Origin of the sequence: Vibrio frigidus (genome assembly GCF_042465995.1) — a bacterium.
Lineage (GTDB): Bacteria > Pseudomonadota > Gammaproteobacteria > Enterobacterales > Vibrionaceae > Vibrio.
Genome location: NZ_JBCDMC010000003.1, coordinates 267,141 through 292,903 on the forward strand (window position 1 = coordinate 267,141; position 25,763 = coordinate 292,903).

Below are 25,763 nucleotides of genomic sequence, written 5' to 3' on the forward strand. Positions count from 1 at the left end.
TTTAGAATGCACGGCTTGTTTGTATCTGCACGTCATTGTAATAAATTTATAAACAGTAAGGTTTTATGGCAGGACATATCCCACGACACTTTATAGATGATCTACTTGCTAGAGTGGATATCGTTGATATTGTCGATTCCCGCGTAAAACTTAAGAAGAAAGGCAAAAACTACGGTGCTTGCTGCCCTTTTCACAATGAAAAAACCCCCTCTTTCTCTGTAAGCCAAGAAAAACAGTTCTATCACTGCTTCGGTTGTGGTGTACATGGCAATTCCATCGACTTTGTCATGGAATTTGACCGATTAGACTTTGTTGAAGCGATAGATGAAATAGCCTCTGGCTTAGGCTTAGAAGTTCCTAGAGAACAGAGAAGTGGCGAACAATTTAGCAATACTCCTCGCGCCAATTCACAAGAAAAACGCGACCTCTACGATTTGATGGGGAGCATCGCTCAGTTTTATCGCTCACAACTCAAGGTATCGTCGAACAAGCACGCTATCGACTACCTTAAAGACCGAGGCCTTTCTGGGGAAATCGTACAGAAATTTGGCATTGGCTTTGTAGCCGATGAGTGGGACGCTGTACGCAAAAACTTTGGTCAGCAAAAGTTAACACAAGACATGCTAGTCACTGGTGGCATGCTTATCGAAAACGATAACGGTAACCGTTATGATCGCTTTCGTGGCCGGGTTATGTTTCCGATCCATGATAGACGCGGACGCGTTATCGGCTTTGGTGGTCGAGTCATCGGTGACGGAACACCGAAATACTTAAACTCACCTGAAACGCCTATTTTTCATAAAGGCAAAGAACTTTACGGCCTCTATGAAGTACTGCAAGCCTACAGAGAACCAACGCAAATTCTGGTTGTAGAAGGCTATATGGACGTTGTCGCGTTAGCGCAATATGGTGTTGATTACTCAGTGGCATCATTAGGCACATCAACAACGGGTGATCATCTACAATTACTGTTTAGACAAACCAACACCGTCGTTTGCTGTTATGACGGAGACCGAGCAGGTAAAGAAGCCGCATGGCGTGCACTTGAAAACGCACTCGGGTATCTAAAAAGTGGCAACATTCTTAAGTTCTTATTTTTACCTGATGGGGATGACCCAGACAGCTTTATACGAACACATGGTAAAGAAGCATTTGAAGAGAAAGTGACGAATGCGACACCGTTGTCTGAATATTTGTTTAAAAATCTGACCGATCAGGTTCAGGTTGGTAGTGATGAAGGTAAAGCTGCACTTTCTGCGCTTGCTGTACCACTTATCGAAAAAATACCTGACGAACACCTACAAGCTCAGCTTTTAAAGATCCTAGGACAAAAGACTGGGATTTTCTTAGAGCACCAGTTCAACACAAAGAAAACCGTAAAAAATGAGACAAAAGCACCACAAAAGATAGCAAAAACACCAATGCGCGTAGTTATTGCGCTCTTAGTTCAAAATCCAAGCTATATTGAATATGCGCCAGATTTAACAAGTGTTCGAGAAATAGCCGTACCAGGGTTAGGTTTATTAATAGAAGTGCTTGATAAATGCCGAACAAATCCCCATATAACCACAGGTCAGCTAATAGAGCATTGGCGTAACCATAAAAATGAAATGATGTTATCACGTCTAGCCAGCTGGGATATCCCACTTGGAAAAGATGAAGATAATGAACATGATATATTCATGGATTCACTGGATAAAATTTTAGTCCAGTGTATCGACAAACAGATCGAAGTTTTACAGGCTAAAGCAAGAAGTGTCGGCTTATCAGCCGAAGAAAAAAGGGAGCTTCAAGATTTAATCTTAGGAGCGTAACCCAGAGTAGCCAGTAAAGATTATATTTGCTATAATTGGCGGTTTGCATTTCGCATACTTTCACCATCACTCAAACCTCAAGTTGGATATCGTCTATGGATCAAAATCCGCAGTCACAGCTAAAGTTACTTGTCATTAAGGGTAAGGAACAAGGCTATCTGACGTACGCCGAAGTAAATGATCACCTACCTGCAGAAATCGTAGATTCTGAACAGGTAGAAGATATCATTCAAATGATCAACGACATGGGTATTAAAGTCGTTGAAACTGCACCTGACGCAGATGAAATGTCCATCAATGAAGATAATAATGTCACTGATGAAGACGCTGCTGAAGCTGCCGCTGCTGCACTCTCGAGTGTAGAAAGCGAAATTGGCCGCACTACCGACCCTGTTCGTATGTATATGCGTGAAATGGGCACAGTAGAGCTGTTAACTCGTGAAGGCGAAATTGACATTGCTAAGCGTATTGAAGATGGTATTAACCAAGTTCAATGCTCTGTAGCAGAGTTCCCAGGTACTATCTCTTATGTCCTTGAGCAGTTTGATAAAGTTCAGGCTGAAGAGTTACGCCTAACTGACATCATTTCTGGTTTTGTAGACCCGAATGATGATGGTTCTGCTGCTCCTACCGCGACTCACATCGGCTCTGAACTTACTGGATCTAACTTAGCAGATTCAGACAAAGAAAAAGACGATAAAAGCGACGATGATGAGGACGAGGAAGAAGAAGACACGGGTATTGACCCTGAACTTGCTTTAGAAAAGTTCACTGGTCTTCGAAATACTTATCAAGATATGCAACTCGCCATCAATGAGCATGGCCGCGATAGCAAAATAACAGCTAAAGCAAAAGAAGCGCTACTTGAAGTATTTAGAGAGTTCCGTCTGATCCCAAAACAGTTTGATTACCTAGTAAATGAACTGCGTACTTCAATGGATCGTGTTCGTACACAAGAGCGTTTAATTATTCGCCAATGTGTTGAATACGGAAAAATGCCTAAGAAGACGTTTGTTCAAGCATTTACCGGTAACGAATCTTCTGACGCATGGCTAGATAAAGTACTTGCTTCAGAAAAACCTTATGCGGAAAAGATAAAACGCAATGAAGAAGATATTCGTCGTAGCATATATAAACTGCGAGTTATCGAAAAACAAACTTCGCTGCCAGTTCAAGTCATAAAAGATATTAGCCGTCGTATGTCAATTGGTGAAGCGAAAGCACGCCGAGCGAAGAAAGAGATGGTTGAAGCGAACTTACGTTTGGTTATTTCTATCGCGAAGAAATACACCAACCGTGGCCTACAGTTCTTGGATCTAATCCAAGAAGGTAACATTGGCCTAATGAAAGCGGTAGATAAGTTCGAATATCGCCGTGGTTATAAGTTCTCTACTTACGCAACATGGTGGATCCGTCAGGCAATTACACGTTCTATTGCTGACCAAGCTCGTACCATCCGTATTCCGGTTCACATGATCGAAACGATCAATAAACTGAACCGCATCTCTCGCCAAATGCTGCAAGAGATGGGCCGAGAGCCGCTTCCGGAAGAGCTAGCAGAACGCATGCAAATGCCAGAAGACAAGATCCGCAAGGTACTGAAAATTGCTAAAGAGCCAATCTCTATGGAGACACCTATCGGTGACGACGAAGATTCGCACTTAGGTGACTTTATCGAGGATACCACTTTGGAACTTCCGCTAGATTCTGCTACTTCTGGTAGCCTGAAGGTAGCAACAAAGGATGTTCTAGCTGGCCTAACCCCTCGCGAAGCGAAAGTACTGCGTATGCGTTTTGGTATCGACATGAACACTGACCATACTCTAGAAGAGGTTGGTAAGCAGTTCGATGTTACGCGTGAACGTATTCGTCAGATCGAAGCTAAGGCGTTACGTAAACTTCGTCACCCTAGCCGCTCAGAAACTTTGCGTAGTTTCTTAGACGAGTAAAATGACAGAAACTGATGAAAAGGTGAGCAGTTGCTCATCTTTTTTATCAATTTCGGTCTAAGTGGATAAAAACTAAGCGCAAATGCCCTATAAAGCATCTAGACAGCATTGGTTACATCCCCTATAATCGTCAACCTAATTCGGCCCCTTAGCTCAGTGGTTAGAGCGCTCGACTCATAATCGATCGGTCCGCAGTTCAAGTCTGCGAGGGGCCACCAAATTTAAAGGCGTAGTAGGTTAATACTTACTACGCCTTTTTTGTATCTGTCGAATATAGGTGTAGTTAGAACAAAGCTACATACACAATTTTTAATTAGTATTTTTAGATCAAGCTAGAAATAGACGAAGCAATTAAAAATGCCAAATGCATAGTGACTGGGAATGGAGAGGCGCCATGTTCAGGTATCAAACATCAATCATCCTCTAGCTACGCCAAGAGCTGATTTAAGGGTATGAAATGGAATAATCAATGATAATACCCAATGAACAATTATGAGCGCGCTCATAGAAGCCTTTGACCTATTAGAAGGCGTTTATACTTAAATTAGAAATTATTGCTCGAAAATCACATTTGGACAAAGCGAAATAGGTTTTTCAGGCAGGGATATACCTTCGAATAACTTTTTGTATCTTAAAATGCAGAATAGCACCCTGATAAAGAGTCATTCGAGAGAAGTTCTGAACAATTAGTTTATTACACGATTTGTGTGCATATAAATTCACTGATAAGCATGTATCCCTATGCAATTCCATTTCGAAATCTAGTTCATTTTTCAAAATTTTCATCATTCAAACCGAGTAAATGTTGATAAAGAATAGTGTTTAGTGATAATAATTATCAATATAAATTCACAACTAGCGCTAAAATAATGGACACGATTGATCTGAAGATACTAGAACAACTACAAATTGACACTAAAACCTCTATGGGCAGTTTGGCGGAAAAAGTGGGCCTGTCTGAACCAGCTTGCTATCGGCGGGTAAGACAGCTACGAGCTAACAACCATATAGAGAAAGAAGTTGCTATAGTCAAACCTAAGACCATGGGCTGGCCTTTAAGTATGATGCTTTTGGTTCAGTTAGAACGAGACCACGGTTCTATCGTCAATCAATTTATCGACAGAATAAACAATGCTCCGGAAGTGCTAGATACTTGGTATGTCACTGGTGATTTCGATGTGGTTATGCAGGTAATCGCGACTGATATGGAGGCATTTGACGAATTTACCTTACAGGTTTTGCACAAAGACGATAGTGTAAAAAGTATTAAAACGCTGGTTGTTATGAGGCACTCAAAGATAGTAGGCCCCATACCACCAGTGCTTGACTGAAACGGACTATTTTTTACTCATTTCCTTTGCAAGATGATTAAATGCCTGCTCCAGATCGGCTAGTAGATCCTCACTATCTTCTATTCCAGCAGAGACTCTGACTAATCCTTCCGGAATACCAAGCGCCTTGCGCTCTTCAGGAGTAACTTCGACATGGCTTGTTGTTCTGGCCGGGCCGAAAGTGGTTTCAACTGAGCCCAGATTAGCAGCGCAGTTTGCATATTTTAGTGCTGGTAGAAGAATCGAAACAGATTCCATTCCACCTTTCAATGCAAAACTCAACATTCCACCAAATCCTCGCATTTGTTTTTTAGCAATGTCATGATGAATATGAGTTTCAAGCCCCGGATAATAAACAGCTTCTACCAGTTCATGCTTATCTAAATAGTTTGCTATTTGCATAGCATTTTCCGCCTGTTGCAAAACACGAAGCTTTAGTGTTTTAACGCCTCTCAACAAAAGATAAGCATCCCATGGGGCAAGAGATGCGCCATTTATTTCCCTGTAGTGATAGATTTGTTCTACCAATTCCTTACTGCCGCACACTACCCCACCCAAAGCATCGGCATGCCCACCTAAGAATTTTGTTGCACTATGAAGAACAAGATCAACACCAAGAGTAAGCGGATTCTGATTAACCGGACTAGCAACGGTGTTGTCCGCAATCACCAGAGCACCGACTTCCTTTGCTACTTTCACAATACGTTCGATATCGGTAATTTTTAATGTGGGATTGGTAGGTGTTTCAATATAAACAACCTGACAACCTTTTCTTATCTCTTGTTCAAGAGCCGCGTGATCCCCTGTATCAACCAAAGTAACATCAACATTTATATTTGGGAGGAACTCAGTAAAAATTTTGTTTGTACCACCGTAGGTATCTTTGATTGAAACGACACTATCGCCGGGCCTTAGAAATGTATAAAGGGTATTGCTGATAGCGGCCATCCCTGTAGAGAAGCTTGTAGCGGCCTCTGCTCGCTCTAGAATACGAATTTTGGTCTCAAAAGCTGTTACTGTCGGGTTAGTATTACGTCCGTATATATGACCGGGCTTTTTGCCAATAGCAACGTCATACCACTCATCCATATCATCATAAGTGTAGGCAACACTTACTACGACGGGTACTTGAGTAGCTCGATGTACTCTTTGTTCTCGTTCTCCCGCCCATACGACTTCTGTACCTAAACCTGATTTGTTCATATTCTCATTGATCATTATTTTCTCCATGTTTCCATTCTGACATTGGAGTAAATTTATCATTATGGTCGAATAATTTTGATTATAGTTTGCTACTCAAAGATAAAAATCATCAAATAATCATCGTAGGTGATAAATCTTATCTATTCTTGAATATTGCAGCACTCACATACCGTTTTCTTCAGTTTATAAGGAATAACTATGCAAAAGTAAGGCTATATGAAATTCGTTGCGAAACGGCAGGAATTGGACGTTTTCTATCATCACTTCTCAACTAGCAATCATGAGAAAAAGTACGATGATTACAGTGACAAGATCTGCCACTGACTAATTACGTTAACGTAGAATGGGGCATAAATAATTTACGATAACTGCTCCTCGAAAAATCCTCGGTAGTTCACTATAAAACATTTAAGAGCATTTTTAAGTTAAGAGTTTATTCACAATACAGTTATTCACAGAACTCCAAGTTAAAAAGCATGGCGCTATTGATAAGTATTAGTGATCAGTTCATCACCTTCTGCCAGAATCTGCCGCTTCAATAATTCCCTTAGCAATATCATATAATCCTGAACAGCCTTTAATCTGCGTAGTTCACGCCATACCGTGGCAAAACATCCACCCAATTGTTGAAACTGACGAATCCCCAACAAGCCGCCCAAGCATTCACTCTAGCCGCCGCATCTAGTGGGTCTTCATCCTAAATACCTGTGTCCAGAAGTCAAAGGGAAATAAACCATACAAAACCGAAAGGTAACTAATTAACAATATGAATGTAGTGGAGCAGAGATCAATGGGCAAGGATACTCATTGATAAGCGCACAAGGACGTCTTGAGCAGTCTGCGAAATTATATATATTTATGTTGTTCAAAAACATCACACACTACACTTAAAGCTACAAAAATATTCGAACTGTTGGGCTTAAGCGACACTTTCAATATCTTGATAGTATTTAATAGTTTTGAGCTTCAATTCCTGTTGTGCATATTGGTCGGCAACAATAATAGCGTGCCTGTGTAATTGAAGAGCGGTGACTGTCCATATATGAGTAATGTTCCCTTCAACGGCATGCTGGACAGCAAGCGCTTTGTTGTGACCCGAGGCAAGAATCATCACTTCTTTTGCAGACAATAACGTAGCCACACCGATCGTTAACGCATAATCTGGGACGTTGTTAATATCATTATCAAAGAAGCGTGAGTTCACTTCTTTTGTTGAATGAGTCAGCTTCATCGAACGAGTAAGGGAAGACAAGGACGAGCCGGCCTCGTTGAAAGCAATATGACCATCAACGCCTACACCACCAAGGAAAAGATCGATTCCGCCAAATGATTGAATTTTATCTTCATATGCAGAGCATTCCGCTTCTAGATCAACCGCATTGCCGTTAAGAAGGTGAATATTTTCTTCCTTGATATCAATGTCGTTAAACAAGTTGTTGTACATAAATGAATGATATGACTCGGGGTGTTCTTGTGGCAACCCAACATACTCATCCATGTTAAAGGTAACGACATTTTCAAAACTAATTTCACCCGCTTTAAATAAATCAATGAGGCAACGGTAGGTGGCTAAAGGTGTTCCTCCGGTTGGAAGCCCTAATACAAATGGGCGTTCAGGGGTTGGGCCGAATTCATTGATTTTGTTAATAATATAAAGAGCAGACCATTGAGCAACCTGCTCTTCGCTGTCTAATGGAATAAATCTCATTGTTACGCCTCAATTAAATTTGGTAGAAATGAAGAGCCATATTGTGGCGGTTGAGCATTAAAAAAATCACAGGCGGTAGCGCCAATATCAGCGAGTGTTGTTCGTTCGCCCAAGCTTCTATGATGTAATCCTGATTTATACACGAGCAGTGGCACATATTCACGAGTGTGTTTGGAGTGCCCTATGTACGGGTCATTCCCGTGATCAGCCGTGACAATCAACAGATCATCGTCTGCCATTAGATTGATGATGTCACTTAATCCCGAGTCTGCCCGTTCTAATGTATGCCAATATAAATCTGGATTCTGTTTGTGCCCAGAGAGATCAGTTTCCTGAACGTTGATACAAAAAAAACCCTGCGAATTATTTTGTATCTCCTTGAGACTTGCCGCGAAAACATCGTCAGTATCAACGATCTTGTCATGGCTTATACCATGAGGATTTTGAACTATATCGGCCACTTTTCCGACAAGTGTTGTTTTGATACTTTGTTGATGAAGCATCTCTGGTGCTTGGACCAAATGATCGACACCATAACCAAGATGAACAACCTGAAACCCGTTATCATAGGCGCCAGATTTGGGTGCATTAACGCCGATGCATTGCCCTTTGACTTCGATTGCATTGATTAGATTTTGATTGGAATCTAAATAGCCACCAAACACCACATTTCTAGCAACATAGCTGTTATCTCTAACTATCTTTCCTAATATTTGCAGCGCTTCAAAGCTTATATGATTGAAATTGGCGGTAACGTTATAAACCTGCCCTAACTCTGCTTCCAAATTATCACCGACCGCGACGCAACCATTAATAAGCAGCAATTCAGCTCCCTTTCTAGCGATTCGTTCAACGACGTATCCTTCACAGATGAGTGCTTTCTCAACTTGATCAATTGCATGGAAAAAAGGCTTTACCAAAGGGGATTTCGGTTTCGTCCCCATTAATTCTTGATGGCCAGCGAAGGTGTCACAACCTTCGTGTTTTAGTTGGATTTTCCCTGTATTCGCGCCTTGCGAAAATGGGATAATTGAACGACGACATTGAACTATATTGTTGAGCCCTAGCTTACCCAATGTTGGCAGTTTTTTTGTTGAAAAGGCAGACAACAGTTTATGCGCTGTATTCGCACCAATATCTTGAGGTCTAGACGTTTTGACATCGGGCATCTCACCAATACCAAACCCGTCAAGCACCACCACAATAAACCTACTCATTAATGGGATCTCCCAAAGCTGTGTAGCGTCCAATAATTTTAGGTGAACCCGTTTGGATACCATCAACAAGAACCACATCCGATCGCGTAACAAAGATTTGAGTTCTGAATGCCATGATGACAGGTAAACCAATAGCGTGTTTTCCCGCTAACTTCAGGTGGTAGTCGATTGAGCTTGGTTCATCATTGGAGACCAAAACCTTCTGACCATTTACAAGTGCTTTATTTAAGTGCCCACGGCGATAATACCCACCAGCAAAACAGTATGAATCGTCAACATAGTGATGTGAAACCTCAGACAAATACAACATCGCAATTTTTTCAGGTTGAGAACCGTCTGCATTCGCAGGAAACGTGCCTGTGAGTGCGTGTCCTGGTTCACCGTGTGTCCCGCCAAAGTCATGAATCATGGGAAGCGTTTCACAACACGTTGCTGATGGAATATTCAATTGGTTCAATTGGATAGAGCTAGGCCAGTTTTTCTTCACACTAAGTAGTGTCTTCAAATTATTGGTCGGCTTAACACTTTTACCATCGTGTAAAAAGCAAGGAAAGTGAGTAATGCCTTCTATTATGATCCCTTCCAGTTTGCTTAGTTTGGCAAGAACATCTGACATAGTTGACAATGAGAAGCCAGATTCTTGGTTGATGTACAGCAGGTCATCTTTGTCATAAAACTTAACAAGAATACGTTGCTTAACATTAAGCTCACTCGCAATTTTCGAGATAGATTGCGCTTTTTCCAAGGAATATACGGTGATGACTTCAGGTTGAATGTCACGAATGATTTCCCGCAACATACTCTCTGGGGGTTGGACAAGGTGACCAATATGGCTGATCTTGATTCCAGATTTATGAAGCACTCTTGCTTCCTTAAAATCAACGGCAACCACGCCTTCAAACCCCATATCCTCTAATAACTTAGCCAAGTACGGGTTTCGACCAAACTGTTTTGTCATGCAGTACAGTTTAATGCCCAACGCATCAGCTTGTTGTTTGATTTTTAAAGCATTCTTTCTAAATTGCTCTACATCAATGATGTATGAGTCGGGCAATAATTCGCCGTTAGCGTGCAAAGCAATAGCCGCATTAATTAACGAAGAATTTTGTTTTTCAAGGGCATCTAAAAACATCAGTCACTTACCATTAATTCAATATTTTGAATATTTAAAATGCAAAAAAATAGGCATTTAATTTAATAAAATAGAATAGAGGTTGCTAAGAAAGATGCTCTCACCTCTTTGAAACCAGCAGCAACTACTCTTAATGTTCATGGAACGATACAAGGTACCGTTCCATGACTTATTTACGTTTATGCCGGAATATACAAACCCACAACAAACAAAATATTCAATAAAATACCAGTAAGAATCGCGGCTACCGCAGGTGAGGCAATCTTTAACACTGGACGGCCTAGTACTTCATTTAAATAGTAAAGTATGGCGAATATAGTGAACCCAGTGGTTCCTCCCATTTTCATTACTGCCAAGACACCACCTATTAGTAAGGCAAATTCCATTAATGTATTCATACTGTCACGAATATTGTCCGATGCATTACGAATAGAAGGGAAATGCTCTAGGTAACGACCTATGCTACGGAGTAACATAATCTCCAAACAAATAGTCACCGCACCCAATGCCGCAGCGATTGGAACGTTAGGGGCCAAGTAACCAACAACAAAAACAAAGGTAAACCCAACAACACCATACACACCTGTCGCTAAGGCAGTGGTTGCAATGAGAGGAATAAACCCCAGTCCACGCATAAACTCGGATAGAGCGACTTGGTTTATTGCCTCTTTCTGAGCAATAGCATCATCTAATTTGTATGCATCCGCTAAAGAATAGATAGAGACTTCTGAACCAGCGAAAATACCAGAGGCTGCAGCTGCAGAGATCAATGCTCCTGTCACTGCCAAATACGGCATGTTTTTATAGATACGTTTACTACGTTCTTCAAACAAGCCTCGTATACCACTCATATCTGGAGGCATAATACCATTGGCTTTATCTTTCATATCTTTGCGAATAGCTATTCCAACAAGCAAAACCATACCAACAAAGATTTGAATGGATTCAGGATAGATCCCTGTATATTTTATAATGAATAGGCGAGAGGCCAATATTACGAGAGCGGATATTGCACCAGCTCTCCATCCAAATTGATAGCAAATGGCAAGTAATGGAAAGAGCGCAAATGCAGACATTACTGGTGTTCCAAGTTCACCTAAAGCCCCCAAAGCGTCAATAGGTAGACCAGTCAAGACTGTGTTTACAGCCGCAAGACTCGTTACCACTAATACACCCCAAACAGCACCACCAAGGGCAGCAATAATCCGGCTTCCAACCATCACACCGATAATGTCCGTAGGAAGAAAAAGTAACCAAGGGTTCAATAACCCGGTGGATAGTGTAAAAGATATACCTACTGATGCTACAAAACCGATAGATAAGCCAAAAGCAACAGAACCAGCGTCACGTCGATTCATGTTTCCTTCAATGACTTGTGGCAATATTGGGCGTATACCATCATGAAATACGGCCGCCGACATGTTCGCTAGTAAGGCTGTCATTGCGCACAAAGACGCAATCAAAGCAACATTCATAATGTCCATTTTAAGCCTCTTTCGCTAACAAAGTAACAAGCATAGGAATCGCGTGTTCTACGTGTTCAATTGATACCCCAAATGCCTTTTTCCCTTCACTAAGGAACTGTATGATTTGGTCTTCTTTAGCTCTAAATGCTGGCTTTGCTATTGTGCAGGACTCATTAAAACCAATAAGCGCAATGGCCATGCTTAGAGCTGCACCAGCACCTGTATTACAAGCACCGATGTAATAATCCAACTCTCCAGATTTCACTTTCATAGCTGCGTCCATATCATTTAAAATATGACACTCAAATACACCAGGCACAGTTCGTTCAATTTGTTCTTTTATTTGTTCGCGCTGTAATCCAGCTATCGCAATTTTTTTCATAATAATTTCTCTATGTTTTTGTCATTCATTCACTTGATCTTAAAAAAACGAGCGGGATTATTTTTAAGCATCATTTCAATTTGAGCTTCGCTAACCCCTTGGTCTAATAATTTCGGTACAAATGATTCGATCAAGTAGGCAAAACCTAAACCGTCATTAGCTTTAAGGTGTGAACGTCTAGTGATATCCATCGATAACATCAATTGCTTCACATAACCTCGATTAATAAGTCCTTCAATTACCCCTACTCTTTTGGAGTCAGGGTAATAGGCATTTTTTCCTATCGTATCTATTTGCACATAACATCCTTGTTCAAGCAGCCATATCAGATCATCAAAATTGTCTCTTAAATCACAATGACCAATGGTTACATTACTTAAGTTCACTCCATTTTCTCGTAATAAAATCGCCTGTTGTCGACCCATGGTACTAAAAGAGGTATGAGTCGAAATTGGACATCCTGTCTGCAAATGAGCAAGAGCAGCAGCCTTAAACACCTTTTGCTCTGTTTCAGTAAACACATCTTTACTGCTGCCTATTTCACCAATCAAAGAAGCTTTTAGAGACGAACCATCAATGCCAATTTCAATTTCATCTATCATAGTTTGAGCTATATCTTCGACTGACATCGAACCTAGACACTCTGGGAAAAAACCTTCCATGTAATAGCCTGTTGACACCAATACGTTCATACCAGTGTCTCTAATTAAATCCTCAATAAAATGAGGATTTCTTCCCATAAAAAAATTAGTTACTTCAATAATGTTACAAACCCCAATTTTTTTAAGTTCTAATAATTCCTGTTTAATCAGTTCATATTGATCCAACTTACAATCGATATCTTGTTTTTGTACTGATAGGTCTATATGCAAATGCTCATGGCAATATGTAAAACCATTACTATTATCTGGCATCATTACACCTCATTTCGTCTAATTTCACGAAGTGACGCTAAATTAAAAATGAAAAAGCCGTTTTCCTCGATTGGTACATTCTCTAATTTCATGAGTGCACAAACTTTGTTATTCATATCGACAATCTCTAAGTAATTCTCACTTGCCTTGATTTCAGCTATGAACTCTTCATCTAAACCTTGTGTCACTGATTCACTTGACCTTATTCTGTCTGCTGCTCTTACTAAGTGAGTCATCGCGATTTGATATTGGTCATCCTCTGGATTCAAGCCCCATTTTTTATTCAAAAGTGCTACAACAGACTGCACCCCGTCATATGCATCTTGCGAAATTACATTTGAATTTAACAAGATTAGCATCCTTTCTTTCATTGCATTCCCTCAATAAGTTGGCACTACTTTTCCTGAGATTACTTGATTTTGGTGATCTAATATCTCAGGAATATTAATAATACTGGTTAGCATCGTTTTTAAATAACGTGAATTTTTCCGAACCATAAGTACCCCTATAGATGCCTTAGAAAAATCAGTTTCTTTATCTAAAGGGGCTTCACATAATCCAAGAGATTCAATTGAATCTTGTCTTGATGCATACCAAATAGCTGCATCTATCTCACCATCTGAGATCTTTTTAAGACATTCATTATACGGAGTCGAAACCACTTCTATATCATCGTTCTGATAGTACATTTCTGTTAATAACTTCTGATCGGGAGATTCAGGGTCAACTCCAACACGTCTAATTGTGCTTTTCTCTCCTTGTCGATATATCAATCGATGCTCAGGAACATAACTATGAATACCTAGCTCAATGGCAATGTCCAGTTCTCCCTCAGCTATATACTTCTCAGAAGCTAACTTAGACATGATTGCAATGTCATAAACACCATTTTTTAAACATTCAGCTCTAACACCCGCTCCTCTCATATGAGCGAAATAGAGTGGCACTATCTGTATCTGTTGCTTTAACCCTGACGCAAGGCCTTCATAATGTTTTGTATAAGGCAATGGCATCGCACAAACGATATTTCCAATATCTGAAAGTTCAACTAAACACTTATAATCTAGAGCAGAAATAATAGTACCATTGCGCCCTTGCCTGCTTAGGTGTACGGCTTTTTCATTTTCAATGTGCTTTATTGCTTTTGTTACGTAACCAACCGAACAACCAATCTCCTCAGATAGTTCATCGATCGTTTTTAATCTATCACTGACTTTTGTAGTAAGCAGGTAACGAGCAATTTGAATTATCGCTGTCCCATTTTTTTTTATATAATTAGTCGTCATTTTTAATATTCATTTTTTTGAGGATTTAATCCTAATTGAAATGTTGAGTGAAAAAAGTATGGTTGATCACATTTACTACATTTTAAAAATGTGTAATTAGCGAACAACAGAATTCAAATAAATAACATTAAAGTTTGCCATAGAAAATGGATGACATAATTACTAAGAAATGCTGCATAAGCACGACTTATTTTTGTTGTTTATAGGGGCAACTATAAGTAGTGTGAATCCAATTTCCATAATTGATACAAGGAAGAGCATGCGCAAATCATTAAGAAATAGGGTCATCACTATATGCAACAAAAAAATTGAGCAGAAAGGCGATGTTGTGGGTGTTTCATTTTATGCTTTCTTTGCCAATAAAAATGATGACCCCGAGTTACTTATGGAAGCGGCTACATGGTGGATTAAAACTCATAAACTGAACCATTTCGAAAAAGCCAAAAAAATCATTGCGATGGTTGAATTCGATCAATAATGATCTTTGGTTTTCAATGTATGCATAATTCAATACAATATGTTTGATATTATTAGAAAAATTCAGAATCTGGAAGAAAATGAAACACAAACAAGGTTTTACACTCATAGAACTTGTCGTCGTGATAGTCATACTCGGTATCCTTGCCGTTGTCGCCGCACCAAGATTTTTAAATCTGCAAACTGAAGCACGAATAGCTAGCGTACAGGGGTTAACTGGCGCATTGAATTCAGGCGCTTCATTAGTCCATTCCAAAGCGGCGGTAGATGGTTTAGATACAGGTAATGCCGAACTTGATGTAAATGGTGACGGTACAGAAGACATTTCGTTGCGAGCAGGGTATCCAAGAGTAAAATCAGATTGCGCGAATTTCATCGAGGACATGGGATATTGGGTTTCACTGGATTTTAGCCTCAGTTGTAATACCGATGACGACTCAGATTGGTATGGCTACGCGAGTCAGAATATATTCTATTTTCTACCCAGTGGGTTTTCTAGTATCGATGAACAGTGTTACGTGACGTACACAACTGCTTCTGAATATGACAGCACGTCCGGAACATGGATAGATACGAGTTCTGCCACTATTATATCCACTACTGATGGTTGCTAGGCATTCATATACAAAAAAGCCAACAGACCGGAATCTATTGGCTTTTCAACGTTTAAAACAATATGAGATTAGTCGTTTCTGCCTTCGCGAGAATCAAAATGGTAATCAACATTCACGATAGCGCGATATGAGATTTCACCGCGAGCTTCAGAAAACTCTTCAATATTAACAACCGTGTCATCTATTTTAAGGTTAGTAATTTTGCTTTCTCCGATTGGTGCTAATTTAAAATGCAATTCAGAATGGGATGCGGTTTCTAATGCATCGACAGTATCAAAACCCGCTTCATACGCAGCCGCTTTAGTCTCAAAACCCGCTGTTAATAGGTTTGTTTCGCTATAAACCGTTTGATTGCCGGCAAATGCTGATGCGCTCATTAATACAGTTGCTGCTAAAATAGTTAAATTTTTCATCTTATTTACCCTCAAAGTGTCTGTTAAAATGAGTGACTGCTTGTTGGGGTGAAAGCCCCTCCCACTCGGTGAAGCTATTACACACTATTTTCATGTGACGTACATCACACAAAACCACCATTCATCATGGGTGATTTAGCATCAATAAAATGAAAGTTTTTCCGAATTCCATATTTGGACAATAAGGTACGCCATAAATAGGTGTAATAACGTACCCGCTTTCCAACAATGGTATTTACCTTATAAGCGTTTTTGGCCTCGCTATTTAGCTTCTACACGCTCTAAAATACGTTGTAATCTAGGCCGACTTATCTTCAATACCTCGCAAGCTTTGCCTTTATGACCATCGACATCATCGAGAACTTTTTGTACATGATCTCGTTCGATGTCTTCCAAGCTTAACGACCTAGAATGTTGTGTTTGTTCTGTTGTTTTATCTACCTCTACACTGCGAATATCCTCGAACAATTCAACTGTTAAAATATCACCTGGGCACAGTGCTACCGCTTTAGTCAGCGTATTTTCAAGTTCTCTTACGTTACCTGGCCAATCATACTGTCGCAGCATATCCATTGCTTCAATGGCTACCTTAGTCACCTTTGTTCCAAGCTCTTTATTTGCCCTTGCAAGTAAGCTCGGTATCAAATCATCGAGATCTTCTCTTCTTTCTCGTAATGATGGTAAGTGCACTCGAACAACCTGCAATCGGTAAAAAAGATCTTCTCTGAACTGCTTTTGACTTATTTTGGTCTCGAAATCAATATTGGTCGCCGAGATAATTCTCGCACTGCTTTTAACGGACTGTTTGCTGCCTATTGGAACAAATTCTTTTTCTTGTAGCACTCTAAGCAGCTTAGCTTGGATTGTCGGTGATAGCTCCCCTACTTCATCAAGAAAAAGTGTCCCACCATTGGCCATTTCAAACTTACCAATTTGATCCGATATCGCACCAGTAAATGCGCCTTTTTTGTGTCCAAACATCTCCGATTCCAACAAGCTTTCGACTAAAGCAGCGCAGTTAAGAGCAACAAATGGCGCATCTTTCACTGTACCTGCATTGTGCATCGCTCTGGCAACCATCTCTTTGCCTGTCCCTGATTCTCCGGTAATCATGACGGATGCATTGGTATGAGCAACCCTGCCAATGGTTTTATATATCTGTTTCATCGCATTAGATGAACCAACCATAGAGTTACCGTAGGTATCTGGTATCAGTACGGCGTTTTGATGGCTTGATGCTTGATATTCAATCGCTACCGTTACCGCGCTGTCCAATTCATCTATATCTATTGGTTTGTGAATGTATTCATCCGCGCCTTGTTGCATCGCTTCAATGGTACTATCCATATCGTGAAAAGCAGTAATCATTATCACTCTGGCGTTTTTGCAGCATTGTTTAAATTCTGGTAATCCTTCAAGTCCAGATTTACCTTCCATTCTTATATCGAGAATGATGATGTCTGGTTGAAACCGTTTTGCCACTGCAACACCTGCATCTACACAGTTTGCAACTTGGACATCAAACGATAAAGATTGGTAGTGGAGCTGGAGCGTACGGCTTATTCCATTATCATCATCAACAATTAACATCTTATTCATTGAATCGTATTTCCTTCGTTCGGCATCTGCTTTGGTGCAGTGGGTAACCGGATGCGGGTCATTGTTCCCATTGGGAGCATTGGCGAAATCTGAATCTGACCTTCATGGCTATCTATTATTCTTTTTACTATTGAAAGCCCCAGTCCCGTTCCTTTTGCTTTCGTCGTAAAGAACGGTTCAAACACCTTATCAGACATACAAGGGTCGATAGGTTCACCATTATTTTCAATACTAATGATCAGCTCTGTATTTGATTCTGTAATCAGGATATTAGACAGAACTTTGACCTTCCCTCCCTCAATACCCGTCGCCGCTTGGATAGAGTTTATCAATATATTTTGAATCGCTTGGCGCATTTTTATTGGATCGATATAGGCCGTAGGTAAGTTCGGTAGCAATGCTACGTCAATTGAAACACACGCCTCTTTTGCCAATTTCTGTTGGCTCGCGACCGTCGTATCGATTATTTTATTTATATCTAACCACAGTGGTTGTATCTGATCTGGCCGAGAATAAGCGAGTAACTCTTCCAATATCGCTTCCATATACCTGACTTGTTCAAGAGATATTTCAAACATTTCATTTTTGTTCTTTCTTTCTTGTATCTGAAGTACCATTTTTATTGAGCTAAGTGGATTTCTCAGGTCATGCGCTATCATATTGACCACTTTGCCAATTTCCGCTAATTTCTCGTGTTGAATACGCTCATTCGTCTGCCTTTCAACCTCTTTAGCTAACCGCTTTTCTTCGGTGATATCTTGCTTAACGGCAACATAATAAAGCGTTCTATTCTCAATATCTTTTACCGGAGATATACGGGCGCGCTCCCAGAATAGGTCACCATTTTTTTTCCGATTGTGGAATTCACCACGCCACTCTTTACCCGCTTTTAGTATCGACCATAGGTTATTGTACTCATCTGATTCCATTTCGCCCGATTGAAGAAATTTGGGTGCTCTTCCCACCACTTCTTCTCTACTGTATCCAGAAAGCTCACAAAAAACCGGATTTACGTAAACTATCTTACCTTCCAAATCCGTGATCATAACTGAGCTTTGACTGCTCTCAACGGCGTGGCTGAGTTGTTGCAACTGATCCTGCGCCATTTTCTGCTCAGTAACATCTTCACCTAGAAGCGTTAAGGTTACCGCTTTCTCTTTAGATTCCGTAAAGGTGGATGTCCACGAGACCAAATGAACCTCACCAGATTTACTCAGTACAACGCTTTCACTTTGAGGTTGATGCGTTTGTTGGCGGATAGTTTCGTCCAACGCATCTTGAGCTTGAGATTGTAATTCATTAGGAATAAACCGCTTTATCCACGAGTGTCCTATAACCTCGGCTCTTTGATAGCCGACCAGAGACAAAAAATAATCATTACAAAAAGTAATGATTCCCGACCGATTGATGCTAACAGCCGCTAATTGAATGTTCTCCAAAGTATGTCGGAATTGCTGCTCGTACTGCTGTTGATAGGTTAAATATCGGGTTTGAACCCGATATCGACTAAAAATGAACGCCACAATACCCACGACAACAAAGAAAACCGCATAAATGAACGTATATTTTTCACCAAATGCCACTCGAGAGAGATTAAATCGACTCTCTGGAAACTCAGAAATAATTGTCCATTTACCATTATTCGGTGCCAATACTTGTGCAAACGTATAAAAATTTTCGTGGTCTAATAGTTGCCCTTTATCTAAGGTGCTTAACTGGTCAAGTACACAAGATGGGATGTCATTTTTTGTATCGATGGCATAACTCACATCCCCACTGTCCGTTGGGTGAATAACAGCAACACCTTGTGGATTGAATAGATAAACGTGATTAATAAAGCTCGGCGCAACAGTAAACAATTTATTGATTAACTGTGTACCTTTATAATTAAGAATAATCACCCCGATCCGACGACCTTTGGTTGTAAATACAGGCGTTCCAACTCGGATAGTAGGATTTAAGGGCTTTTGAATTACCCCGCCCTCTACGTTCAGATCCATAGGCGAGATATATACCTGCCCTTTCGCTAACTGATTAGAATATTGCCAGTAATATCGATGTGCTTTGTTTTGCAGTTCTTTGGAGCCGACAATGGAAACATCGCCATTAATATTATTTACTCGAAGGCGCTCCCATCCGTCAATGTCCACATAACGTATCTGGTCATAGTTTTGGTTGTTTGTGCTCATCTGAATAAAGTATTGTTCGAGATCTTGCAGAGGCTCTGGGTGTCTAGAAACGATCTGACTAGACACATAAGAGAGATTTTTTGCATCAGCTGTCATGCGCGTCAGTGTTTCACCTAACACCTCTTCTATTAAATCGACGATGACTCTTTCATTATGTAGCGCATACTGCTCATCATTATCGATGCTAAGAATATAGTGAGTGCTCATCACGATGGCTAAAGCCAGATAAGCAGGCAATAACCACAACAGCAATTCCGTTGTAAAAACTCGTTTTCCTGGAAGAATGTTCTCGTTTTCCATAAGAATCGCTAATTACTTTTTATTAACAAGAATAACAATATAAACCAAGTTACAGCAAATCGTCTGTGCGTTTCATCGTACAAAAACAAAATGATACGTACAGACCCTAGTCATTTACACCATCAAAGCGCCCATCAATTTAATCGCATTCGGTTGATGATGGTCTCTGAGTGAGAGTAACCGACTCGCTAAAATATCAATCGCTTCTGCATTACATTCATCTTCTGACAATACAACTTCCGCCGCTTTAAGGCACGCCTCATCGTTTATGGCCACCTCTATCAACGTGGTGAGCGAAATGTCTACTTTATTGCTATTAAGTGCCGCAAGTTTAAGTGCCTGCTTTTTCACTCCAGAAGAGGGATCCATTAGGCATTTATTGATCACAAATGAAACGGCTTCTCTCTGGTTTTGTTTCACCTTGGACATATGAGCTTCCAAAGAGGTGAGGCTACAGAGGCGAACGTGTTCATTTTTATCTGTCAAAGCGTACAGCAGCAATGGAATCGCTTTGCTTGCAGGCATATTTGCCAACAAACTAATGGCAGATTGCTTGGTTAAGTCATCACCATGATAGACACTGTTCCCTGCGGCTCCTAACCCATTGTTGACTTCTTTACTCTCTGGGCGTGCCATTTTAATTCGTTTAAGCGACTGAAATATTTCTCTTAACTCATTAGGTTGTGCACCAAGAACCGAGTCAACAAGCCATTGCGCGCTTTCTTCGGAGTTTGATAACCCTAAAGATTTAAGTGCCAATATCTTATTTGATAACGAAGGCAACTTGGCTATTTTTCGACGATTCAGATCAAGCTTCTCTGCACTATCAAAGTTATCTTTGACCAACTGCGCATACTCTTCTAATTCAGAATCCAACCCTTCAACCATTTCGACAATGCGTTGCTGCTGCTCTGGTTCATCTTTATCTGGGGTAAGTTCTGACTCAATATTGGCTTGCTGAATAGCCCCCAATGTAGAGTTTGGTGTGTTCACAACATTGAGTGGCGTATCAATTTTTGCTTCGTATTGACTCAGCAATGACGCCAACTCTACTTCAGATTGCGTTTCTTCGAGAACATCAAGTTCATCGGGTGATTCGACTACCTCAACATCAATCGGATTCGCGTAGGCATCAACGCCAAATAGCGCGTTTTTGATTAACTGTTTACAAGCAGGGTATTCGGAACCGGCAAGCGCATCATAAGCAGCTTGTCTAATACTCACGTTGTATTGGCATTCTAGCGTTTGTTCATCTATCCGAGTGATATAGTTTTGTAACGCGGTCAATAACGACTTTTCGTAACCGTTTATTTTTGAGGCTTGACGAATCAATGCGGTTAAAGATGCTGTATCTGATTCGCTTGATCTCATTGCATTTTTGTACAGTTCGAGTAGCGTTTCTATTTGTGCATCGGTAAGCGTTGATACCAATAAAAGGTTGGTAATATTAAGCAGTGAATGCGAGGTCGAAACCACTAATAATTCTAACACTCTATAGGTATTTTCTTCTGTTAACGCACCAGAGTTACTTAGTAACTCAAACAAAAGCGGTCTAGTATTTATTTCAGCACGTTCGATATAGTTTATCAGTCTGTCTTGGTCTATATCTGACGCTAAGCTAAATTGAGTCAGGGCAATGGTTGCGGCTTTCTGAACGCTAAAATCACTATCTTGTAAACAGTTAACAATGTCCCAGAAATACTCGCTTGCTGCTTTTTGAGCAATGCCTTCTATCGAAAGCTTTCTTATCGCCGCGTCTTCCGAGCGTAGTTGCTTGAACAAAAAAACGGTGGCAATAGACTCTTCACTAAATGTCAGTGACTTGACTAATTTTCGTTTAGAAGCAGAAGAGGATGTTGAAAGTTGGTCAATAACCCAACTAACATCATGACGTACGATGCCTTGATACAGTTTTGACTCAAGCTCAGGCTCTGGATCTAAATCGAGTATTTGTTTAAATGTTGCTACAAACTCTGGTTTACTATATTTGGTTAAACTGGCTACCGCTTTTAGCTGAATGTCCCACCAGTCGTCCCAATCACTATTGCTTCCCCAGCTATCTTCCGCCGCGCGACCTTTAGCCAATTCGATAAACAATGCTTCTACTTTCGGGTTCTCAATCAAATTTTCTAAAGCATCTAATGCTGCGAGCCTTGCATCTGCTTCTGGGTGTAACGTGGCGACTTCGATTAATCGTATTTCGTCGCCAATCGATAATCTTGCAAGGGCTGTTGCACTGTCAACCACCACATCTGGATCTTCGTGATAAAGGTTATCGTTTAATACCGCTTCCACAAGCGGCAACGTGTCTGGCGTCAATGAGTTAGGGCTTAAGGCTCTTGCGCTATAACATCGTTGCGCTTCATCACCACTATTTAGCAACTCAACAAGCGTGCTAATTGGTGTACTATTTTTATTTTTTGGCATGTCGACGGTAGGACAATGTGTTTCAGTTACTTGCATCAGTGAATCCTTGCTGAACAGAGTAACCAACACAGTAAGCATTAAGCATGCCGGAACATTTTCCTCTTTTATTACAGCGAGTTAATACAAAGTAACCTCGATCAATTATTCGCGAGACGAAAAAATTTAACGTTTCGTTAAGAACCATCGATAAAAATTCAACGAAACGTTAAATTTCTGCCAATGAGATCTACATCTCAAACACAAGTATCCTATTGTAAACATTACGTTTTATTCTCATAAAAAAGTTGGCTCAAATTATGCTCATACAGCTGCGAAGATAATTAAAAATATTCGTAGTGATAATTTAATCATATACGGAACTAGCTGGAAGCTAAGGAGCATAACAATGAGAAAAATGCTAATCCTTGCTGCAACTATCAGTATCTCCTGTTCTGTATGGAGTCAAACCGATGAAACACAGTTTGGCCCTCTACCTGAACTCAAAATAGATACTGCAAAAGCAGAACTTGGAAAACGCCTATTCTTTGATAATCGATTGTCTGGTAATACCGCCCTCTCTTGCGCGTCTTGTCATGTGCCGGAAAATGGCTATGCACATCCAGATGCTCTCGGGCCTGCTTACACAGGCAGCAAAGGATTTAGAAACATCCCTACACTTATCAACACCGTCTACAAAAAATCTTGGTTTCATGATGGTCGAATTGGCACCAACCTAAATGATGTCACCCGTGAAAACATCACCGAAGATTGGTTGATGAATATGGATATGCGATTGATGCAAGAGCGTCTTAAGCAGGATCCCATCTATGTGGCAATGTTTAAAGAGGCTGGTTATGGTGAACCGTCAAATGGTTCGGTCCGTAAAGCCATTCCAGAGTATTTAAAAACTCTGACATCAAACCGTACCCCTTTTGATCAATCGAAACTTAGCACTTCAGCAAAATCAGGTTTTGAACTGTTTGCAGGAAGAGCAGGCTGCTCATCTTGTCACAATGGTCCATTATTTAGTGATGGTAAGCCTTACAACACTGGTGTACCTGAAAACCTCGATATCTTCCGAGACCCAATGCGTCACCAAACTTTTATTGCCTTCAATATGTTTATGGGTACCGAGAATTACATGAATCTGAAGCGTGATGTCGGCGCTTATGTGCAAACGCACAAAGTGGATGGCAGCGATATGGGGAAATTTATGACCCCTACATTACGCGAGCTGAAACAAACCGCACCATATATGCACAACGGTATGATAGCGACCCTCCAAGAGGTCGTCGCATTTTACAATCAGGGTGGTGGTGAGGATTCAAATAAGGACTCCCGCATCAAGCCTCTTAATCTGACTGATCAGGAACAGAAAGACCTAGTCGCGTTTTTGGAATCCCTTTCAAGCGAACCTTTAACAACCGGTGCGCACGTATGGAAAGCCAATGACTACGACTACAAGTTGATTTCTGACTGGCGCAATGTGAAAAATTAGGAGGACGAGATGAAAACACAATCAATCACCTTGTCTGCTCTAGCTTTAGTCGTGCTCATTATGACCGCACTTCCCGCTAGCGCAAATCAAGCAGCAGCGAAAGCTGATAAACAAGAAGCCACTAAGGCGGATGAAATAGCCGCTTCTCTTCCTCCTGTTACATTAGATGGGAAGCAGTATCCGGCATTGGCTCCGCTAGGAGCAGTACCAACACCAAAGGACAACCCGACAACCCCAGAGAAAGTAGCTTTAGGATATCAGCTTTTTTTTGATGGCCGTTTAGGGGGAGATACCTCAACACCCTGCTCAGCATGCCACAACCCCGCTCTTGGTTGGGATTTCCCTACTGACTTGTCATTAGGTTATCCGGGTACTGTTCACTGGAGAAACAGCCAAACCATCATCAACTCGGCCTATTACCAAAAGCTCTTCTGGGCAGGTTCCTCTAAGTCACTTGAAGGGCAAGCAAAAAGTGCCGCGAAAGGTGGAGTAGCAGGCAACGGAGAAGACGATTTAATGGAGGCCAGATTAGCGTTAGTACCTGAGTATGTAAAACAGTTTAATACCGTATTCGGTGATAACTATCCAAAGGTAAGTAACGCATGGAAAGCTGTGGCTGCATTCGAACGTACCTTGGTACAAACGGATACACCGTTAGACAATTATCTTCTAGGCGACAAAAATTCACTCTCTAAAATGCAGCTGAATGGTAAAGCACTATTTGAAGGTAAGGCGCAATGTATTGCTTGCCATAACGGTGCTCTCGCAACTGATCAGAAAAACTATAACGTTGGGGTCCCCACTAATCTTCGTTGGGAAAGTGATCCGTTGGCTCAAATCACATTCCGTTATGAACTCTATGCTAAAGGTTCTAACGAAAAAATGTACCGTGAGACGAAAGCCGATCCTGGTGTTTACTTTCGAGGTAAACGCAAAGAGATGAAAGGTAAGTTCCGTACACCAAGCATACGTTATACCAAATATAGCGCACCTTATATGCACAACGGTACGATTGCGACTTTGGCCGATGTAGTGGATTTTTATGACCGTGGGGGTGTAGCAAAAGATGGCCGAACGACTGACTTCCTTCAGACCAAGAGCCCACTCATTAAACCATTGGGTTTAACCAAGGAAGAAAAAGCCGAGCTCCTTGCATTTCTCGATGCATTCTCTGGTGACCGAATCACAATGGATTATCCGAAGATCCCTGAATATCAACCTCTATTCACAGAGAAAGAGTTGATGGAGGTGAAAAAATGAGTGTAATTAACAAAACTGACGCTCTGGGAAAGAATAACGAAAGCGCCAACGAGCATAACAAATGCATGATGTCTCGTCGTGAATTCTTAATCTATAGCGGTGCAACAGCAGGTACGGCAAGTGTTATGTCATTAACGCTGTTTCCCGGTACTGCTCAGGCTAAAAAAACACAAGCACGGGTTGTTGGTTACCCAAGGCAATTATTAGGCAAGCTTAGTGACCTTAAAAACAACAAACCAATCTATTTTAATTACCCGGACAATGGACCAAATTCTCAAGGTATTTTGGTCAAAATGGGGGTTCCTGCAGGTGGTGGTCTTGGGCCGAAACAGGACATCGTTGGTTTTTCTCTCATGTGTACCCATCAAGGTGGCCCACTAAATGGTCAATATAAAGTGGTAGGTGAACATAGAGTACTCGGCCAATGCCCTTTCCATCTATCAACTTTCGATATGCGTCGCCATGGCATTATTGTCTCAGGTCAAGCATACGAAAGCCTTCCACAGGTTCTACTTGAATTGGAAGGCGATGAAATCTACGCGGTAGGCATTATGGGTCTGTTATTTGGACGAACAGAAAATCTTATTGCGATGCAGGAGGCGTAA

20 protein-coding genes, 1 tRNA gene and 2 pseudogenes are annotated in these 25,763 nt (G+C 40.9%); 10 read left to right on the plus strand and 13 right to left on the minus strand.

Annotated elements, in window-relative coordinates:
* Window positions 1-65: 65 nt before the first annotated feature.
* The 5 genes and pseudogenes from dnaG (AACW90_RS06890) to AACW90_RS06910 all read left to right on the plus strand — a co-directional run.
* Window positions 66-1,299: pseudogene (dnaG, locus tag AACW90_RS06890) on the plus strand (DNA primase); the annotation flags it as partial.
* A gap of 107 nt (window positions 1,300-1,406) precedes the next feature.
* A pseudogene (gene dnaG, locus AACW90_RS06895) lies at window positions 1,407-1,814 on the plus strand (DNA primase); the annotation flags it as partial.
* 86 nt (window positions 1,815-1,900) lie between these two features.
* The gene (gene rpoD / locus AACW90_RS06900) at window positions 1,901-3,763 is read left to right on the plus strand and encodes an RNA polymerase sigma factor RpoD (RefSeq protein WP_390232892.1); all 1,863 of its coding nucleotides are present in this window, start codon (window positions 1,901-1,903) and stop codon (window positions 3,761-3,763) included.
* 142 nt (window positions 3,764-3,905) lie between these two features.
* Window positions 3,906-3,981: transfer RNA gene (locus tag AACW90_RS06905), tRNA-Ile, on the plus strand.
* A 651-nt stretch (window positions 3,982-4,632) separates the two neighbouring features.
* On the plus strand, window positions 4,633-5,094 hold the full coding sequence (locus AACW90_RS06910) for an Lrp/AsnC family transcriptional regulator (RefSeq protein ID WP_390232612.1): 462 nt from the start codon (window positions 4,633-4,635) through the stop codon (window positions 5,092-5,094).
* 6 nt (window positions 5,095-5,100) lie between these two features.
* Here the strand turns inward: AACW90_RS06910 and AACW90_RS06915 are convergent, their stop codons facing one another.
* From AACW90_RS06915 to yhfZ, 9 genes are all read right to left on the minus strand, one after another.
* The gene (locus AACW90_RS06915) at window positions 5,101-6,312 is read right to left on the minus strand and encodes a cystathionine gamma-synthase family protein (RefSeq protein WP_390232614.1); all 1,212 of its coding nucleotides are present in this window, start codon (window positions 6,310-6,312) and stop codon (window positions 5,101-5,103) included.
* A gap of 904 nt (window positions 6,313-7,216) precedes the next feature.
* Complete coding sequence (nagB, locus tag AACW90_RS06920) at window positions 7,217-8,005, minus strand: glucosamine-6-phosphate deaminase (RefSeq protein ID WP_390232618.1); 789 nt, start codon at window positions 8,003-8,005, stop codon at window positions 7,217-7,219.
* 2 nt (window positions 8,006-8,007) lie between these two features.
* On the minus strand, window positions 8,008-9,222 hold the full coding sequence (locus AACW90_RS06925; protein WP_390232620.1) for a phosphopentomutase: 1,215 nt from the start codon (window positions 9,220-9,222) through the stop codon (window positions 8,008-8,010).
* Window positions 9,215-10,354 carry a YhfX family PLP-dependent enzyme gene (locus tag AACW90_RS06930; protein WP_390232622.1) on the minus strand — a complete coding sequence of 380 codons (1,140 nt, stop codon included), beginning with the start codon at window positions 10,352-10,354 and terminating at the stop codon, window positions 9,215-9,217. The genes AACW90_RS06925 and AACW90_RS06930 overlap by 8 nt, the downstream gene beginning before the upstream one ends.
* A gap of 179 nt (window positions 10,355-10,533) precedes the next feature.
* A complete protein-coding gene (locus AACW90_RS06935) occupies window positions 10,534-11,838 on the minus strand; it encodes a YhfT family protein (protein ID WP_390232625.1) in 1,305 nt (434 codons plus the stop codon).
* A 1-nt stretch (window position 11,839) separates the two neighbouring features.
* Window positions 11,840-12,202 (minus strand): DUF2620 domain-containing protein, encoded by a 363-nt coding sequence (locus AACW90_RS06940; RefSeq protein WP_195704361.1) that lies wholly within the window; start codon window positions 12,200-12,202, stop codon window positions 11,840-11,842.
* Between the two features lie 29 nt (window positions 12,203-12,231).
* Window positions 12,232-13,119, minus strand: coding sequence for a phosphotriesterase family protein (locus AACW90_RS06945; RefSeq protein WP_390232628.1), 888 nt, complete (start codon window positions 13,117-13,119; stop codon window positions 12,232-12,234).
* On the minus strand, window positions 13,119-13,487 hold the full coding sequence (locus AACW90_RS06950) for a hypothetical protein (RefSeq protein WP_390232631.1): 369 nt from the start codon (window positions 13,485-13,487) through the stop codon (window positions 13,119-13,121). Before AACW90_RS06950 ends, AACW90_RS06945 begins: the two co-directional genes overlap by 1 nt.
* A gap of 9 nt (window positions 13,488-13,496) precedes the next feature.
* Window positions 13,497-14,402, minus strand: a complete 906-nt coding sequence (gene yhfZ / locus AACW90_RS06955) for a GntR family transcriptional regulator YhfZ (protein ID WP_390232633.1) — start codon at window positions 14,400-14,402, stop codon at window positions 13,497-13,499.
* A 259-nt stretch (window positions 14,403-14,661) separates the two neighbouring features.
* Here yhfZ and AACW90_RS06960 point away from each other — a divergent pair, with 259 nt between their 5' ends.
* The gene (locus AACW90_RS06960; RefSeq protein ID WP_390232635.1) at window positions 14,662-14,880 is read left to right on the plus strand and encodes a DUF6500 family protein; all 219 of its coding nucleotides are present in this window, start codon (window positions 14,662-14,664) and stop codon (window positions 14,878-14,880) included.
* Window positions 14,881-14,959: 79 nt separating this feature from the next.
* Window positions 14,960-15,493 carry a prepilin-type N-terminal cleavage/methylation domain-containing protein gene (locus AACW90_RS06965; protein WP_390232637.1) on the plus strand — a complete coding sequence of 178 codons (534 nt, stop codon included), beginning with the start codon at window positions 14,960-14,962 and terminating at the stop codon, window positions 15,491-15,493.
* A gap of 68 nt (window positions 15,494-15,561) precedes the next feature.
* On the opposite strand, the gene AACW90_RS06970 is transcribed toward AACW90_RS06965, so the two are convergent.
* The 4 genes from AACW90_RS06970 to AACW90_RS06985 all read right to left on the minus strand — a co-directional run bounded on the left by AACW90_RS06970 (window position 15,562) and on the right by AACW90_RS06985 (window position 22,457).
* Window positions 15,562-15,906 (minus strand): DUF3316 domain-containing protein, encoded by a 345-nt coding sequence (locus AACW90_RS06970; protein WP_390232639.1) that lies wholly within the window; start codon window positions 15,904-15,906, stop codon window positions 15,562-15,564.
* 261 nt (window positions 15,907-16,167) lie between these two features.
* On the minus strand, window positions 16,168-17,505 hold the full coding sequence (locus AACW90_RS06975; RefSeq protein ID WP_390232641.1) for a sigma-54-dependent transcriptional regulator: 1,338 nt from the start codon (window positions 17,503-17,505) through the stop codon (window positions 16,168-16,170).
* Complete coding sequence (locus tag AACW90_RS06980; RefSeq protein ID WP_390232643.1) at window positions 17,502-19,994, minus strand: PAS domain S-box protein; 2,493 nt, start codon at window positions 19,992-19,994, stop codon at window positions 17,502-17,504. The genes AACW90_RS06975 and AACW90_RS06980 overlap by 4 nt, the downstream gene beginning before the upstream one ends.
* 114 nt (window positions 19,995-20,108) lie before the next feature.
* Window positions 20,109-22,457, minus strand: coding sequence for a HEAT repeat domain-containing protein (locus AACW90_RS06985; protein ID WP_390232644.1), 2,349 nt, complete (start codon window positions 22,455-22,457; stop codon window positions 20,109-20,111).
* 349 nt (window positions 22,458-22,806) lie between these two features.
* Between AACW90_RS06985 and AACW90_RS06990 the strand changes: the two genes are divergently transcribed.
* Genes AACW90_RS06990 through AACW90_RS07000 form a run of 3 tightly spaced genes read left to right on the plus strand, consistent with a single transcriptional unit; the run spans window position 22,807 to window position 25,763 of the window.
* A complete protein-coding gene (locus tag AACW90_RS06990; protein ID WP_390232645.1) occupies window positions 22,807-23,898 on the plus strand; it encodes a cytochrome-c peroxidase in 1,092 nt (363 codons plus the stop codon).
* A gap of 9 nt (window positions 23,899-23,907) precedes the next feature.
* A complete protein-coding gene (locus tag AACW90_RS06995) occupies window positions 23,908-25,158 on the plus strand; it encodes a cytochrome-c peroxidase (protein ID WP_390232647.1) in 1,251 nt (416 codons plus the stop codon).
* Window positions 25,155-25,763 (plus strand): arsenate reductase (azurin) small subunit, encoded by a 609-nt coding sequence (locus AACW90_RS07000; RefSeq protein WP_390232649.1) that lies wholly within the window; start codon window positions 25,155-25,157, stop codon window positions 25,761-25,763. The genes AACW90_RS06995 and AACW90_RS07000 overlap by 4 nt, the downstream gene beginning before the upstream one ends.